Origin of the sequence: Streptomyces viridochromogenes DSM 40736 (genome assembly GCF_000158955.1) — a bacterium.
Taxonomy (GTDB): Bacteria; Actinomycetota; Actinomycetes; order Streptomycetales; family Streptomycetaceae; genus Streptomyces; species Streptomyces venetus.
In genome coordinates this window covers 5,935,528-5,951,888 of sequence record NZ_GG657757.1, presented here as the reverse complement: position 1 = coordinate 5,951,888, position 16,361 = coordinate 5,935,528, and the positions used below count along the sequence as shown (strand labels likewise).

The following is a 16,361-nucleotide window of genomic DNA, read 5'->3' as shown; positions in this document are numbered from 1 at the left end:
AAGCATTCCCCCCCAAACGGGGCGCCTGACCTGCAATCCCGGCTCGATCCTGCGACCATTGCCAGCCTTTTGCGGACCTTGTGAAGGGCTCGTGCAGACTGGCTGGATGCGCACTGAACTCGCCTCGCGGCCCGGAGACGCGGACCGCCCCAACGAGGACTTCGCAAGCGTCGGACTACCGGCCTCCGGGCAGGGCGGTTCGGTCGTCGTCCTGGACGGTGTCACACCACCGAAGGACGGGACGGGCTGTCTGCATTCCGTCCCCTGGTTCACGGCTCGCCTCGGCGGAGCCCTGACCGAACTGACCGTTTCACTCCCGGATGTTCCTCTGGTAGACGCCTTGTCCCGCGCCATCGCGCGTACCGCCGAGGCGCATGCCTCAACCTGTGACCTTTCTCACCCCCGCACACCTCAGGCCACCGTGGTCATGGCCCGCTGGTCCCCCGAGACGGTGGAGTACCTGGTGCTGTCGGACTCCGTTCTCCTCGTGGAGTCCCCGGACGGGGTGGTGACGCCCTTCCTGGACGACCGGCTGTCCCTGCTCCCCCGCTCCGCTCTGGCCACGGACGCGCTGGTGGACTCCACGGTCCGCAACAAGGAGGGCGGCTTCTTCACGGCGGCGGCCGACCCCTCGGTGTCCCGGCGCGCGGTGACCGGAACCCTCCCGCACCACGAGGTGCGCGCCCTGGCCGCCCTGACGGACGGCGCCGCGCGCTGGGTGGAGCGCTTCCGGGAGGGCGACTGGACGGACTGCTTCCACCTCGTCCGCGAGGAGGGACCGCGGGCACTGGTGGACCGCGTCCGGGCGCTGGAACGGGCGGACACCGCCGGGGCCTTCCTGGGGCGCAGCAAGACGCACGACGACGCGACGGCGGTGTTCGTCGAGTTCTAGCCACTCGACTCCCAGCCACTCGGCATCCAGCCACTCGGCTCCCAGCCACTCGGCATCCAGCCACTCGACTCCCGGCAGCTCGGCCCCCGGCAGCTCGGCTGCCAGCCGCTCGGCGCGGGGTGCTACCGCTCCATGCCCCGGTTGAGCTGGTGCAGCAGCCGGGCCAGTTCGGTGACCTCGCCGGTGTCCCAGTCGGCCAGGCGGCCGGCGTAGCGGGCGCGGCGGGCCTCGCGGACCCGGCGGACCCGGTCGTGGCCCTCCTGGGTCAGGGCGACGAGCCAGGCGCGGCCGTCGGCGGGGTCGGGCTCGCGGGCGACCAGACCGAGGTCCTCCAGGGCGCGCAGCTGGCGGGACATCGTGGCCTTGCCGACGCCGATGTAGGCGGCGAGCTCGGTGGCCCGCTGCTTGCCGCACTCGTCCAGTCTGACGAGGAGGCCGTACGCGGACGACTCCAGGTCGGGGTGGACCTCCCGGGCCATCTCGCCCTGGTTGGCCCGGGCCCGCCGCAGCAGCACGGTCAGCTCCCGCTCCAGCGCGAGGAAGGCGGGCTGGTCCACGCCGCTCCCGGCCAGACCGGCGACCCGGTCTCCGTCGTCGTTGCCTTCCTCGTGCACGTCAGCCCCTGCCTCGGTTCTCGCCCACTACCTGGAATTCTCCGCCATCCGCCGCCATCGGCGCAGCTCGGCAAGTATTCCGCAGGGTGCAACCCCCGTGTACACAGGGCCACCACACGGTGAAGGCCCGGGCCTCCCTCACGGGGCCCGGGCCTTCCCTCATCCGATGACCTCCGTCACGCGGCCACCGGAACCTCCGGCGTCGCGCCCTCGGCGGCGGGGGCGAGCGCCAGCTCCAGGACCTGGCGGACGTCGGTGACGGCGTGGACGTCGAGCTTGTCCAGCACCTCCGCCGGGACGTCGTCCAGGTCGGGTTCGTTGCGCTTGGGGATGATCACGGTGGTGACGCCCGCCCGGTGCGCGGCGAGCAGCTTCTGCTTCACGCCGCCGATCGGCAGGACCCGCCCGGTCAGCGAGACCTCGCCGGTCATCGCCACGTCCGTGCGCACCAGGCGGCCGGACAGCAGCGAGGCGAGGGCCGTGGTCATCGTGATGCCGGCGCTGGGGCCGTCCTTGGGGACCGCGCCCGCCGGGAAGTGGATGTGCACACCCCGGTCCTTCAGATCGCCCACCGGCAGTTCGAGCTCGGCACCGTGGGAGCGCAGGAAGCTCAGCGCGATCTGCGCGGACTCCTTCATCACGTCCCCCAGCTGACCGGTCAGGGTCAGCCCCGCCGCGCCCGTCTCCGGGTCGGCCAGCGACGCCTCCACGTACAGCACGTCACCACCGGCGCCGGTCACCGCGAGGCCCGTTGCCACACCCGGTACGGACGTCCGCCGCTCGGCCGGGTCCTGGGCGGACTCGGGCACGTGGTGCGGCCGGCCGATCAGACCGCGCAGATCATCCTCGGAGACGGTGAACGGCAGCTTCCGCTCACCCAGCTCGTGCTGGGCCGCGACCTTGCGCAGCAGCCTGGCGACGGACCGCTCCAGGTTGCGGACGCCGGCCTCGCGGGTGTACTCGCCGGCGAGCTTGCGCAGGGCGCTCTCGTCGATGGCCACCTCGTCCCGGCCGAGCCCGGCCCGCTCCAGCTGGCGGGGCAGCAGGTGGTCGCGGGCGATGACGACCTTCTCGTCCTCGGTGTAGCCGTCGAGGCGGACGATCTCCATACGGTCGGCGAGCGCCTCCGGGATCGCCTCCAGGACGTTGGCGGTCGCGAGGAAGACCACGTCCGACAGGTCCAGCTCGACCTCCAGGTAGTGGTCCCGGAAGGTGTGGTTCTGCGCCGGGTCGAGCACCTCCAGCAGGGCGGCGGCCGGGTCGCCCCGGAAGTCCGAGCCCACCTTGTCGATCTCGTCGAGCAGCACGACCGGGTTCATCGACCCGGCCTCCTTGATGGCGCGGACGATCCGGCCGGGCAGGGCACCGACGTACGTGCGCCGGTGACCACGGATCTCGGCCTCGTCACGGACGCCGCCGAGGGCGACGCGGACGAACTTCCGCCCCATCGCGTGGGCGACGGACTCGCCCAGGCTGGTCTTGCCGACGCCGGGCGGCCCGACGAGGGCGAGCACGGCACCGCCGCGCCGCCCGCCGACCACGCCCAGGCCCCGGTCGCTGCGCCGCTTGCGCACCGCCAGGTACTCGGTGATCCGCTCCTTCACGTCCTCGAGGCCGGAGTGCTCGGCGTCGAGAACGGCCTGGGCGCCCTGGATGTCGTACGCGTCCTCGGTGCGCTCGCTCCACGGCATCTCCAGGACCGTGTCGAGCCAGGTGCGGATCCAGGAGCCCTCGGGCGACTGGTCGGAGGACCGCTCCAGCTTGTCGACCTCCTTGAGCGCGGCCTCGCGGACCTTCTCGGGCAGGTCGGCGGCCTCCACGCGGGCGCGGTAGTCGTCGGACTCCTCGCCCTCCTCCTCGCCGTTCAGCTCGCGCAACTCCTTGCGGACCGCTTCGAGCTGACGGCGCAGCAGGAACTCGCGCTGCTGCTTGTCGACGCCCTCCTGGACGTCCTTGGCGATGGATTCGGCCACGTCCTGCTCGGCGAGGTGCTCGCGCAGCTGCCGGGTGGCGAGCTTCAGCCGGGCCACCGGGTCGGCGGTCTCGAGCAGTTCGACCTTCTGTTCGGTGGTCAGGAACGGCGAGTAGCCGGAGTTGTCGGCGAGCGCCGAGACGTCGTCGATGGCCTGGACACGGTCGACGACCTGCCAGGCGCCGCGCTTGCGCAGCCAGGCGGTGGCGAGCGCCTTGTACTCCTTGACCAGTTCGACGACCTGGCCGGGCAGCGGGTCGGGCGCGGTGTCGTCGACGCGGGTGCCCTCGACCCAGAGGGCGGCGCCCGGGCCCGTGGTCCCCGCGCCGATGCGCACCCGGCTCCGGCCGCGGATCAGGGCGCCCGGGTCGCCGTCGGCCAGTCGGCCGACCTGCTCGACGGTGCCGAGGACACCGGTGTTCGCGTAGGTCCCGTCGATCCGCGGCACCAGGAGTACCCGGGGCTTCCCGGGCGTTGACCGTGCAGCGGCCTGAGCGGCCTCCACCGCGGCACGGACCTCGTTGTCGCTCAGGTCCAGTGGGACCACCATCCCGGGCAGCACGACCTCGTCGTCGAGCGGCAGCACGGGCAGGGTGAGCGGTGTGGACGTCGAAGCCATGATCTCCCCTTCGGCAGTCAAGTTGAGCTATGCCGACTCAATGCTTGGGAGGGGCCGGATGTTCCCCGACGCGTGTTCGCTGTGAGCGATCTAGGACGAGGTGGGGAGTTCGCCCAGGTGAGAGGCGTGTTCGCGATGTTGGCGCCGCAGCACCGGCCAGGTCGCGACACCGATCGCCAGGGCGATCGGGTGACCCCAGTTCGTCAACGGGTCGGTGAAGGCGAGCAGGTCCTGGAGCAGCATCCAGCCGAAGCCGGCCAGCAGCGGCACGCGCAGCCACGGCGGGAGCAGACCGGCCAGCGCGCCGACGCCGGCGGCGACGCCGAAGCTGATGCCGTAGTCGAGCCGGTGCAGGGAGCTGTCGGGCAGATGTCCGGCCAGCACCGCGATCCCCACCGGGACCTCGGTCGCCAGGGTGGCCAGGACGTGCCCGAGCAGGAAGACACCGGCCGTGCGCAGGCCCCCGACCCGGCGCTCCAGCGCGGTCAGCACGAGCACGAACCCGATCGCGAACGGCGAGGCCACCCCACCCGCGACCCACAGCGCACTGCCCACCAGCACGAACTCCGGCGCCCGCACCAGGTGCGCCACGTCGGTACTGGAGCCCTGGAGCAGGGCGTGCACCAGGGCGGGGTCCGCGTAGGCGGAGATCAGCGAGGTGACGCAGAGCAGGAAGGCGTACCCGAACGCGAACGGCGTGCCCGTGGGAGTGGGCAACAGCCGCCAGGGCCGTACCGCACCGAGCCGGCGCCCGAGCCACGCCACCCACACCGGCACGGAGCCACCGGAAGCCTCCGCCTCACGCACGCCGAAGCCCACGACCTCACGCGGGCCGATGCCCGCGGATTCACGCCGGCCGGCGCCTGCGGACTCCCGCCGACGGTTGCCTTCGGACTCCCACGGGCTGGGGCCCGAGACCTCACGCGGGCTGCGGCCCGCGGATTCACCCGTGCCGGCGCCCGCCGCCCGGCTCCCGCCGGTGTCCGCGGGCCCACGTGAGCCGACGCCCGCGGATTCACGCGGGCCGGTGCCCGCAGGTGCCCAGGGCCCGCCGCCCGTCGGCAGCGGCGTACCGCTCCCGAGCAGCTCGGCACCCGGGGCCAGGGCGGTCAGGGGCTCGGCGTCCATTGATGCCGAACCGCCGTCCACCGCGGGACCCGGGCCGCGCGCTTCGCCGGTGCGCTGTCGCGGTACTCCGTCCAGCAGCCCGGCCCCGTCGGGAACGGGCGGGGCCGCCGGTGTCGGGGCGGCCGCTTCGTCGGCCGGTGCGGTGCGGTCCACGGGGGCGCTCCTTCCATCACGTCAAAGCCTTCGCCACCCTCGCGCCACTGTCTGTGACGGACGCCACGCGTGGGCCCCTTCACGGCAACCTCACGGCCACGGGGAAATTCCCCGCGCCCCACGTCCCGCACCTGCCAGGATGCCCCCATGCCCACCTCGAACGACATCCCTGACGTACTGGACCGTCGCGAGGGCCCGCACGGCGAGGTCGTGCTGCGGCGGCATGGTGAGCGGCTGGAGATCATCGCGAACGGCTGCTTCCTGATGGACACCTCCGACGGCCGCTCCGAGCGGCGGCTGGTCGACGCGGCCCTGGAGGCCCTGACCGGCAGGACCCGCCCCGACGTGCTGATCGGCGGACTCGGCGTCGGCTTCTCCCTCGCACACGCGGCGGCGGACACGCGCTGGGGAGGGATCACGGTCGTGGAACGCGAGTCCGCGATCGTCGAATGGCATCTCGGCGGCCCGCTCTCCGAGATCTCCGACCGAGCCCTCGCCGACCCCCGCACGAGAATCGTCGAAGCCGATCTCGTCGCCTACGTCAATGAGACATCCGACACGTACGACGCCCTCTGCCTCGACATCGACAACGGCCCCGACTGGACGGTCACCGAGGGCAACGGAAATCTCTACCGAGAAGCCGGACTGGCAAGCTGCGCACGGGTGTTGAGACCTGGCGGGGTCCTGGCCGTCTGGTCCGCCCAGGCCTCTCCGGAATTCGAAGAAACCTTGCGGAATGCCGGGTTCCAACAGGTGCGTACCGAAGAGATCCCGGTTGCCCGGGGCGTTCCGGACGTCGTGCACCTCGGCATCCGCCCTGGATAGCAAAGGTGTGCTGACTCCCCGTACGCTGCTCCTCTGACGCCGATCATTCAAGCGTCAATCGCACACCATGCGCAGGCACAGCCAGTCAGGAATCACCCCACTGATTCCGGAAAGCACACCCCAGGGGCGGGCGATGGAGCAGACACACACCTCCCACAACGGTTCGGCGACGGCCACCCCGGGCGCACAGCGCCGGGTTCTCGTCGTCGAGGACGACGCCACGATCGTGGATGCCATCGCGACCCGTCTGCGCGCCGAGGGATTCCTCGTGCAAACGGCGGGTGACGGTCCGGCCGCGGTCGACACGGCCGAGGCCTGGCAGCCCGACCTGCTGATCCTCGACATCATGCTGCCCGGCTTCGACGGTCTGGAGGTCTGCCGCCGTGTGCAGGCCGCCCGTCCGGTGCCGGTGATGATGCTCACCGCGCGCGACGACGAGACCGACATGCTGGTCGGGCTCGGGGTCGGCGCCGACGACTACATGACGAAGCCGTTCTCGATGCGGGAGCTGGCGGCACGCGTGCACGTGCTGCTGCGCCGCGTGGAGCGGGCCGCGCTCGCCGCCGCGACGCCGCGCAGCGGCATCCTGCGCCTCGGCGAGCTGGAGATCGACCACGCGCAGCGCCGGGTGCGGGTGCGGAGTGAGGATGTTCACCTCACGCCGACCGAGTTCGACCTGCTGGTGTGCCTGGCGAACACCCCGCGCGCGGTGCTCTCGCGCGAGCAGCTGCTCGCCGAGGTCTGGGACTGGGCGGACGCCTCCGGCACCCGTACGGTCGACAGCCACATCAAGGCGCTGCGCCGGAAGATCGGCGCGGAGCGGATCCGCACGGTGCACGGCGTGGGCTACGCCCTGGAGACCCCGACGCCATGAGCGGCGGGCCTGCCGCACGGCGAGGCCCCGGGGAGCCGGAACCCTGGGGCGGAGTGAGCCCGTTCTCGATCAAGACCAAGCTGGGTGCGCTGGTCGTCATCGCGGTGCTGATCACCACGGGCCTGTCGGTGATCGCGGTGCACACGAAGACGGAGCTGCGCTTCATCACGGTCTTCTCGATGATCGCCACACTTCTCATCACGCAGTTCGTGGCCCATTCGCTCACCGCGCCGCTGGACGAGATGACGGCCGTGGCCCGTTCCATCTCGCAGGGCGACTACACCCGCCGGGTGCAGGAGAACCGCCGTGACGAGCTGGGCGACCTGGCCGTGACGATCAACGCCATGGCCGACGAGCTGGAGGCGCAGGACCGTCAGCGCAAGGAGCTGGTGGCGAACGTCTCGCACGAGCTGCGCACCCCCATCGCGGGGCTGCGCGCGGTGCTGGAGAACATCGTCGACGGTGTCACGCAGGCCGACCCGGAGACGATGCGCACGGCCCTGAAACAGACCGAGCGGCTCGGCCGGCTGGTGGAGACGCTGCTGGACCTGTCACGCCTGGACAACGGGGTCGTACCGCTGAAACAGCGGCGCTTCGAGGTGTGGCCGTATCTGTCCGGCGTCCTGAAGGAGGCCAACATGGTCGCCTCGGTGCGCGCGGGCATCGCCACCGGCTCGGGCAGTCACACGCGTACGGACGTCCATCTGCACCTCGACGTCTCCCCGCCGGAGTTGACCGCGCACGCCGACCCGGAGCGCATCCACCAGGTCGTCGCCAACCTCATCGACAACGCGGTCAAGCACAGCCCGCCGCACGGCCGTGTGACGGTCAAGGCGCGGCGCGGCGTGCTGCCGGAGTCGCTGGAGCTGGAGGTCCTGGACGAGGGGCCCGGCATTCCGAAGTCCGAGTGGCACCGCGTCTTCGAGCGGTTCAACCGCGGCAGCGCCAAGCGGGCGCACGGGGCCGGCAGCGACGGTGGCACGGGACTCGGTCTCGCCATCGCCCGCTGGGCGGTGGATCTGCACGGCGGGCGGATCGGAGTGGCCGAATCCGAGCGAGGTTGCCGGATTCTTGTCACTCTTCCGGGACTTCCATCTGTGCCAAGTTGACGTAAAGTTCGAAGCGGAGCCACAAGATCCACGGGCGTCCGCGCTGACGGACACGTGTGATCAGGCACAGGCCCGCGCCATCGGCGCGTGAGGCCGTGCCCCGCCTATCCCTTCTCAAGCGGAACCACGCTTGTTTCCCGCCATTTCAAGCCCCGAAACACGCTTCAAGATGTGACTTGCACGACGTTGCGCGGGCCCGACCTGACCTTCCCGGTCCGGGAGGCGTAGCCTTGATTCCCGCTGTCCATCACCTTGTGAAGCGGAAGAGGGCGGTTGCCGCCGTGTCGCCACAGTCCCCCAGTAACTCGAGCATCTCGACCGACACCGACCAAGCAGGGAAGAACCCCGCTGCCTCGTTCGGTGCCAACGAGTGGCTCGTCGACGAGATCTATCAGCAGTACCTCCAGGACCCGAATTCGGTAGACCGAGCCTGGTGGGACTTCTTCGCCGACTACAAGCCTGGGGCGGCCGCCGCCTCGGCTCCGGCGGGTACCGCGGCCGCGGGGGCCGCGGGGACCACCACCGCTCAGCCGGCCTCTCAGGCCGCTCCCGCCCAGCCTGCGGCCCCCGCCCAGGCCGCGAAGCCCGCGGCCGCCGCGCCGGCTCCCGCCCAGGCGAAGCCCGCCGCGCAGGCCCCGGCCCAGGCCGCCGCCCCGGCGAAGGCAGCCCCGGCCGCCAAGCCGGCCGCTGCCAAGCCGGCCGCCGCCGCCATAGAAGGCCGAACCCGCCGGTGAGGCCCCCGCGGGCCCCGAGCAGGTCGTGCTGCGCGGCCCCGCCGCCGCGGTAGCGAAGAACATGGACGCCTCCCTGGAGCTGCCCACGGCCACGTCCGTGCGCGCGGTCCCGGTGAAGCTGCTGTTCGACAACCGCATCGTCATCAACAACCACCTCAAGCGGGCGCGCGGCGGGAAGATCTCCTTCACGCACCTCATCGGCTACGCGATGGTCCAGGCCATCAAGGCGATGCCGGCGATGAACTACTCGTTCGCGAAGGTGGACGGCAAGCCGACCCTGGTCAAGCCGGACCACGTCAACCTCGGTCTCGCCATCGACCTGGTCAAGCCGAACGGCGACCGCCAGCTGGTCGTCGCGGCGATCAAGAAGGCCGAGACGCTGAACTTCTTCGAGTTCTGGCAGGCCTACGAGGACATCGTCCGCCGCGCCCGCGACGGCAAGCTGACGATGGACGACTTCTCCGGTGTCACGGTCTCCCTGACCAACCCGGGCGGTCTCGGCACGGTCCATTCCGTGCCCCGCCTGATGCCCGGCCAGTCCGTGATCATGGGCGTCGGCTCCATGGACTACCCCGCGGAGTTCCAGGGCACCTCCCAGGACACCCTGAACAAGCTCGGCATCTCCAAGGTCATGACGCTCACGTCGACCTACGACCACCGGGTGATCCAGGGCGCCGCCTCCGGCGAGTTCCTGCGCCAGGTCGCGAACCTCCTGCTCGGCGAGAACAACTTCTACGACGAGATCTTCGAGGCGCTGCGCATCCCCTACGAGCCGGTCCGCTGGCTCAAGGACATCGACGCCAGCCACGACGACGACGTCACGAAGGCCGCCCGGGTCTTCGAGCTGATCCACTCCTACCGGGTCCGCGGCCACGTCATGGCCGACACCGACCCGCTGGAGTACCAGCAGCGCAAGCACCCCGACCTGGACATCACCGAGCACGGCCTCACCCTGTGGGACCTGGAGCGCGAGTTCGCCGTCGGCGGCTTCTCGGGCAAGTCCCTGATGAAGCTGCGCGACATCCTCGGCGTGCTGCGCGACTCGTACTGCCGCACCACCGGCATCGAGTTCATGCACATCCAGGACCCCAAGCAGCGCAAGTGGATCCAGGACCGCATCGAGCGCCCGCACACCAAGCCGGAGCGCGAGGAGCAGCTGCGCATCCTGCGCCGGCTGAACGCGGCGGAGGCCTTCGAGACCTTCCTGCAGACCAAGTACGTCGGCCAGAAGCGCTTCAGCCTGGAGGGCGGCGAGTCCGTCATCCCGCTGCTCGACGCGGTGCTGGACTCGGCCGCCGAGTCCCGCCTGGACGAGGTCGTCATCGGCATGGCCCACCGCGGCCGCCTGAACGTCCTCGCCAACATCGTCGGCAAGTCGTACGCGCAGATCTTCCGCGAGTTCGAGGGCAACCTCGACCCGAAGTCGATGCACGGCTCCGGCGACGTGAAGTACCACCTGGGCGCCGAGGGCACCTTCACGGGCCTGGACGGCGAGCAGATCAAGGTCTCGCTCACCGCCAACCCCTCGCACCTGGAGGCGGTGGACCCGGTCCTGGAGGGCGTCTCGCGCGCCAAGCAGGACATCATCAACAAGGGCGGCACGGACTTCACGGTCCTGCCGGTGGCGATCCACGGCGACGCGGCCTTCGCGGGCCAGGGCGTGGTGGCCGAGACCCTGAACATGTCGCAGCTGCGTGGCTACCGCACCGGCGGCACGGTCCACATCGTCATCAACAACCAGGTCGGCTTCACGGCGGCTCCCGAGTCGTCGCGCTCCTCGATGTACGCCACGGACGTGGCCCGCATGATCGAGGCCCCGATCTTCCACGTGAACGGCGACGACCCCGAGGCGGTCGTCCGCGTCGCGCGCCTGGCCTTCGAGTTCCGCCAGGCGTTCAACAAGGACGTGGTGATCGACCTCATCTGCTACCGCCGCCGCGGTCACAACGAGTCGGACAACCCGGCCTTCACCCAGCCGCTGATGTACGACCTGATCGACAAGAAGCGCTCGGTGCGCAAGCTCTACACCGAGTCCCTCATCGGTCGCGGCGACATCACCCTGGAAGAGGCCGAGCAGGCGCTGCAGGACTACCAGGGCCAGCTGGAGAAGGTCTTCACGGAGGTCCGCGAGGCCACCTCGCAGCCGGCCGCCGCGGAGCCCACCGACCCGCAGGCCGAGTTCCCGGTCGCCGTGAACACCGCGGTGACCTCGGAGGTCATCAAGCGGATCGCCGAGTCGCAGGTCAACATCCCCGACCACATCACCGTCCACCCGCGTCTGCTGCCGCAGCTGCAGCGCCGGGCGGCGATGGTCGAGGACGGCACCATCGACTGGGGCATGGGCGAGACCCTCGCCATCGGCTCCCTCCTGCTGGAGGGCGTCCCGGTCCGCCTCGCGGGCCAGGACTCGCAGCGCGGTACGTTCGGCCAGCGCCACGCGGTCATCATCGACCGCACCACGGGCGACGAGTACACGCCGCTGCAGTACCTCTCCGAGGACCAGGCGCGGCTGAACGTCTACAACTCCCTCCTCTCCGAGTACGCGGCGATGGGCTTCGAGTACGGCTACTCGCTGGCCCGCCCCGAGGCGCTCGTGATGTGGGAGGCGCAGTTCGGCGACTTCGTCAACGGCGCACAGACGGTCGTGGACGAGTTCATCTCGTCGGCCGAGCAGAAGTGGGCCCAGACGTCCGGCGTCGTCCTGCTCCTGCCGCACGGCTACGAGGGCCAGGGCCCGGACCACTCCTCGGCCCGCCCCGAGCGCTTCCTCCAGATGTGCGCCCAGAACAACATGACGGTCGCCACACCGACGTCGCCGTCGAACTACTTCCACCTCCTGCGGTGGCAGGTGCACAACCCGCACCACAAGCCGCTGGTGGTCTTCACGCCGAAGTCGATGCTGCGCCTGAAGGCGGCCGCGGCGAAGGCGGAGGAGTTCACGACGGGCCAGTTCCAGCCGGTCATCGGCGACGCCTCGGTCGACCCGGCCGCGGTCAAGAAGGTCGTCTTCTGCGCCGGCAAGGTCTACTACGACCTGGAGGCCGAGCGTCAGAAGCGCGGCGTCACGGACACGGCGATCATCCGCATCGAGCGCCTGTACCCGCTGCCGGGTGCCGAGCTCCAGGCGGAGATCAAGAAGTACCCGAACGCCGAGAAGTACCTGTGGGCCCAGGAGGAGCCGGCGAACCAGGGTGCCTGGCCGTTCATCGCGCTCAACCTGATCGACCACCTGGACCTGGCGGTCGGCGCGGACGTCCCGCACGGCGAGCGCCTGCGCCGCATCTCGCGTCCGCACTCCTCGTCCCCGGCGGTGGGTTCCGCGAAGCGGCACCAGGCCGAGCAGGAGCAGTTGGTGCGTGAGGTGTTCGAGGCGTGAACCGCCGCTGACCACCGTTCGCTCCCGAGGGCCCCGTCCCGAACCTCATGGTTCGGGGCGGGGCCCCGGTCGTGGGCGCGACTAGGACCTCAACCGCCGGCTCAGCTCGTCGTAGGCGTGCCGGGCCTCCGCCGCGAACAGCTCGTCACCCGCCTCCCGGGCCTCCCGTGCGGCGCGGCGCAGATGGCCGGCCGCCTGGTGCAGATGGTCGGCCCGCCGACCGGTGTATTCGCCGAGCCGCCCCAGTTCGATCTGTACGCGACCGCGTTCGTACCAGCCACGGGCTGCCACGCCCCGGTCGTACGCCGCCGAGACGGCCCGGCTGAGGTGCCGGTCGGCCTCGAGCAGGTCCGTACGGTCTCTCGCCCGGCGAAAGCGCGCGTGCAGGGCGCGGCCGAGCAGAATCAGTCGGGGCGCCCACTCCGGGCGGTCCTCGGGCGTCGCCCGTACCGCGCCTCTGAGCACGTCGACAGCCGCGGTCACGTGCTCTTCGGTATCAGCCGAGTCGAGGAGCATCTCGCCCCGTTCCGCCAGGAGGGGAGCGAGCGCCGGGTCCTCCGCGGGCGCGTGCGAAGCTGCCCGGGCGAGGACGTCACAGGCAAAGGAGTACGCCGCCGGTCGCCGGGCGGACAGCGCACGGTACATACGGGCGATCCGCAGGGCCAGGCAGGCGCGCGGGCCCGCCGCGAACTCCAGGGCGTGCTCCGCTTCTCCAAGGGTCAGGAGTACCGCCTCCTCGTCCTCGCCGGCTCGCTCCTGAGCCTCCGCCAGGTCGAGCAGCAGACCTGCCGTCCGGCTGGGCCCGTCGGGCTCCGCGCCGAGCAGTTCGCGTGCGGCGGCGAGTTCCTCCACCGCCTCGACGGCGAACTCCCGGGCCTCCTTCCCGTCCGTGGTGGTGCGGGCGATCGTCAGCAGGACCCGGCCCAGTTGCAGGGGAACGTCGGCGGAGCGCCGAGCCCAGAGGGGCTGCACCCTGGCCAACGTCCGCAGACTGCCCGCGGCCTCGCGCAGCAGCAAGGCGGAGTCTCGGATCTCGGCCAGTTGTTCGAGTGCCCGGGCCCGTTCGAGCACCGCGCCCAACAGGGTGTCCTCGTCCGCCAAGCGTGTGGCACCGTCCAGCTCGACGCTCGCGGAGTCCAGGAGGTCTTCGGCCCTGCGGAGATCTCCCGCCTCTCTCCGGTCCCGCGCCTGCGTCATGCGCAGCCTTCCCCGCACGAGCCGGGCCCTGCCCACGGTCGATCCGGCCGGCGCCGGCGGCCCCAGGGTCCTGTCAACGGCCTCATCGGCCTCGTCCAGCAGCGCGGGGTCGGGATTCCACCGGTGCAGGGCGAGCAGGGCTTCGGCGAGTTCTAGGTTCGCCTCGCTCACGAGCGGACCCGGCGGCCCCGTCACGATCACGCGCAGCTTCTGGATCGCCGTCCACAGGGCGCGCCCGTCCTGTTCGCGTGCGTACCGTGCGAGCAGCTCGCGTGCCGCCGCGAGCTGCTCGTCGGGCACCGGAACCGCCCTGCGGCGGTCGGTCGTGAACCGCCGCACCACTTCGGCCGCGACTGCCGCGAACGGGGCCGGAACTCCGGCCGTCGGCCCTGGGGCGGACGGCCGGAAGTCGGCCAGAGGCGGCGCGTCGGTCCCGGACAGCTGAGCGGCCGCCATCGCCGTGAAGTTGGGCGGATCACCCTCGAAGTGCCGCTCCACGTACGCCGAACAGAACTTCAGGACCAGCACGGCTTCGTCCTTGGCGAGCCTCTCCAGCAGCAGTTCCCTGACGCCCGGGGCGAAGTCGTACCACGTCTCGCCCTCCGTTCCCGCCGGGTTGGCGTGCGAGAGCAGGCCTCCGAGCAGCACCTCCGCCAGTGGGGACGGCCCGGTCGCGGACCGGAACATCATGTGCTGGACACCCAGCATGACGGGCAGCGCGAGGGGTGCCGCCGCCAGGTAGGCGGCCAGTCGCTGGGCCGTCGGTGAGGCGTCGGAGCGGAATCTGGTGACCCGGTCCTGAGCTGTCGGGAACCGCTCGGGCCCGTGCTCCGCCGCCTGATGGTCCGGCAGGACCAGGGCCGCCGCGCCTCGGACCTCGCGGGGCCCGGCCCCGCTCACCCACCTCGCCCAGCGCTCCAGCGCCTGCGGGGAGAGGGGCAGGACGGGGACGGGCAGGCCGTCCTCTCTCGCCGCGCCGGAGGAGCCCTCGGGGACGAAGTCACAGCGGCCTCCTTCCGGACCGAGCCTGCGTAGTTCGCCCGGTCGGGGTGCCAGGGCGGTGCGCGGCCAGAGCCGCTGCGGCAGGGGCTGGAGGACGGCGACGGGTGCGGACTGCGCGGCGAGGCGGTGAAGAAGGCGTTGCGCGGCGCCGCTGCGCCACAGAGGTCCGGCCCCGTCGGTGATCACCAGCGTGAACTGACGCCCGGTCGGATCCACGATGTCCTCGGCCGGGCGCGGGCGGTCCCCCGAACGACCCGACGCCAGGACCGGCCTGCCGTCCGGCGACTCGTGCAGCCGGTGCAGCCGTACGTCGCGGAAGACGCCGATCCGGCCCAGGACCTGGAGCATCTGTTCGGCCACCTGCTCCCACACCACCATGGACGAGGAGGAGTCGACGAGCAGGTGCAGGGACATGGTGCGGCGGGTCACAGGTGTGAGCACCGGCACGGTCAGGCCGGTGCGCGCGCTCCGCTCGGCCGTGGCCCTCTCGTCCAGGACAAAACGGCTGGGGGCGCCTCCTCGGTGCCGTTGCAGCTGGCGCAGTGCCCGCTGGAGGGTGAGGAGCCCTGGCAGAGAGCTGGGTGCCGGTACCGCGGTGGGCGGTACATGGCGGGGCGGATCCACCGCCGGCAAGGGCAGCCGAAGACCCGGGGGCAGCCCTTCGGGGTCGGCCGGTTCGGCCGACCGGCGCCCTGCGGGTGCGGCCGGCCGGAGTCCGGTGTCCCCGGCCGGCCGGCCCTCCGGCGAGGCGGTGCGGGTGGAAGGCCCCATCTGTCGTGCGAGCCAGACCGCGTCGGCGAGGGACTGCGCATCGTCCGTCCGCAGGCCGCCCTGCCGGAGAAGGGCGATGAGTTCGGCCAGGGACGGCTCCGTCATCCGTGTCACCCCCGCTGGTCCAGCGGCCTCATCAGTAGCTCAGCGAGCCGGCCCCGGGTTTCGGCGTCTCCCGAGTACACGGAGAGGTACAGGGCGTTGAGGAGCTGGTCGACGGCCAGCGGCCCCTGGAGGGAGCGCATCAGGAACCGCTGGATGAGCTCCTCCCCGCCTGCCGCGGCCTCCTCGCCCAGGTGGGCCCGGACCACGGCGGCGAGCCGTTCGTGATCCGGTTGTGGCAGGAAGAGATGCAGGCAGCGGCGCAGCAGAGGTGCGGGAAAGTCCCGTTCGCCGTTGCTGGTCAGAACGACGAACGGGAAGGCCCGGCAGCGCACCCGGCCCCGGGTCACCGGCACGCGTTCCCCCTCATGGGTGAAGACGAAGGCCTCCGGACTGCGGTCGGCCACCCGTTCCAGTTCGGGGATCGTGAACTCGCCTTCCTCCAGGACGTTCAGCAGGTCGTTCGGCAGGTCGATGTCGCTCTTGTCGATCTCGTCGATGAGCAGCACGCGCGGCCGTGACCAGGGCAGCAGTGCCGTACCGAGGGGGCCGAGCCGGATGTACCGGCCGATGTCGTCGGTGGAGTGCCCCAGCTGGGCGTCCTGAAGACGGCCGATGGCGTCGTACGAGTAGAGGCCTTCCCCCAGGGTGGAGCGGCTGACGACGGGCCAGGTGAGCACGTGGCCGAGACGCAGTTCGTGGGCGACGGAGTGGGGGATGGTGCTCTTGCCTGTGCCCGGAGCGCCGGTGACGAGCAGGGGCCGCCTGAGGTAGAGGGCGGCGTTGATGAGCTCCAGGTCCTCTCCGAGCGGTTCGTAGGAGGCCGCGGAACGGCCCTGTCCGAGGCGCCGCACGGAGGCGGTGTCGAGGTCCATCGGCGGAGGCAGCACGGGTCCGCCGTCGAAGCCCCGCCACGGCGGCGGGGTCGGCAGCTGGTCGATTCCGTCGTGCGGTTCGCCCGCACCCCTGTAGATCAGCCAATCGCTCACTGCG

The 16,361-nt window shown here is 71.3% G+C and carries 9 protein-coding genes and 1 pseudogene; 5 read left to right on the top strand and 5 right to left on the bottom strand.

Annotation, left to right across the window (positions count from 1 at the left end; all coding sequences use genetic code 11):
- Positions 1–106: 106 nt before the first annotated feature.
- On the top strand, positions 107–892 hold the full coding sequence (locus SSQG_RS26360) for a protein phosphatase 2C domain-containing protein (protein ID WP_003992918.1): 786 nt from the start codon (positions 107–109) through the stop codon (positions 890–892).
- Between the two features lie 122 nt (positions 893–1,014).
- On the opposite strand, the gene SSQG_RS26355 is transcribed toward SSQG_RS26360, so the two are convergent.
- The 3 genes from SSQG_RS26355 to SSQG_RS26345 form a co-directional block, all read right to left on the bottom strand.
- Positions 1,015–1,506: a MarR family winged helix-turn-helix transcriptional regulator gene (locus SSQG_RS26355; protein WP_003992917.1), complete on the bottom strand. Its 492-nt coding sequence runs from the start codon at positions 1,504–1,506 to the stop codon at positions 1,015–1,017.
- Between the two features lie 176 nt (positions 1,507–1,682).
- Positions 1,683–4,097, bottom strand: coding sequence for an endopeptidase La (gene lon, locus SSQG_RS26350; protein ID WP_003992916.1), 2,415 nt, complete (start codon positions 4,095–4,097; stop codon positions 1,683–1,685).
- A 90-nt stretch (positions 4,098–4,187) separates the two neighbouring features.
- Entirely contained in the window at positions 4,188–4,934 is a 747-nt protein-coding gene (locus tag SSQG_RS26345) for a rhomboid-like protein (RefSeq protein WP_425315021.1), read from the bottom strand.
- 591 nt (positions 4,935–5,525) lie between these two features.
- Between SSQG_RS26345 and SSQG_RS26340 the strand changes: the two genes are divergently transcribed.
- The 4 genes and pseudogenes from SSQG_RS26340 to SSQG_RS26320 all read left to right on the top strand — a co-directional run bounded on the left by SSQG_RS26340 (position 5,526) and on the right by SSQG_RS26320 (position 12,296).
- Positions 5,526–6,203: a hypothetical protein gene (locus SSQG_RS26340; RefSeq protein ID WP_003992914.1), complete on the top strand. Its 678-nt coding sequence runs from the start codon at positions 5,526–5,528 to the stop codon at positions 6,201–6,203.
- 133 nt (positions 6,204–6,336) lie between these two features.
- Positions 6,337–7,077 carry a response regulator transcription factor gene (locus tag SSQG_RS26335; protein WP_003992913.1) on the top strand — a complete coding sequence of 247 codons (741 nt, stop codon included), beginning with the start codon at positions 6,337–6,339 and terminating at the stop codon, positions 7,075–7,077.
- Positions 7,074–8,186 (top strand): sensor histidine kinase, encoded by a 1,113-nt coding sequence (locus SSQG_RS26330; RefSeq protein ID WP_003992912.1) that lies wholly within the window; start codon positions 7,074–7,076, stop codon positions 8,184–8,186. The genes SSQG_RS26335 and SSQG_RS26330 overlap by 4 nt, the downstream gene beginning before the upstream one ends.
- 281 nt (positions 8,187–8,467) lie before the next feature.
- Positions 8,468–12,296 (top strand): annotated as a pseudogene (locus SSQG_RS26320) (multifunctional oxoglutarate decarboxylase/oxoglutarate dehydrogenase thiamine pyrophosphate-binding subunit/dihydrolipoyllysine-residue succinyltransferase subunit).
- Positions 12,297–12,377: 81 nt separating this feature from the next.
- Here SSQG_RS26320 and SSQG_RS26315 read toward each other — a convergent pair.
- Positions 12,378–15,371 carry an SAV_2336 N-terminal domain-related protein gene (locus SSQG_RS26315; protein WP_052310350.1) on the bottom strand — a complete coding sequence of 998 codons (2,994 nt, stop codon included), beginning with the start codon at positions 15,369–15,371 and terminating at the stop codon, positions 12,378–12,380.
- Positions 15,372–15,376: 5 nt separating this feature from the next.
- Positions 15,377–16,357, bottom strand: a complete 981-nt coding sequence (locus SSQG_RS26310; RefSeq protein ID WP_003992909.1) for an AAA family ATPase — start codon at positions 16,355–16,357, stop codon at positions 15,377–15,379.
- Between the last annotated feature and the right edge of the window lie 4 nt (positions 16,358–16,361).

Bases quoted from the DNA above. Each gene is read 5' to 3' on its own strand.
- SSQG_RS26360 (WP_003992918.1), top strand. From the start codon at position 107: ATGCGCACTGAACTCGCCTCGCGGCCCGGAGACGCGGACCGCCCCAAC.
- lon (WP_003992916.1), bottom strand. From the start codon at position 4,097: ATGGCTTCGACGTCCACACCGCTCACCCTGCCCGTGCTGCCGCTCGAC.
- SSQG_RS26340 (WP_003992914.1), top strand. From the start codon at position 5,526: ATGCCCACCTCGAACGACATCCCTGACGTACTGGACCGTCGCGAGGGC.
- SSQG_RS26335 (WP_003992913.1), top strand. From the start codon at position 6,337: ATGGAGCAGACACACACCTCCCACAACGGTTCGGCGACGGCCACCCCG.
- SSQG_RS26330 (WP_003992912.1), top strand. From the start codon at position 7,074: ATGAGCGGCGGGCCTGCCGCACGGCGAGGCCCCGGGGAGCCGGAACCC.
- SSQG_RS26315 (WP_052310350.1), bottom strand. From the start codon at position 15,371: ATGACGGAGCCGTCCCTGGCCGAACTCATCGCCCTTCTCCGGCAGGGC.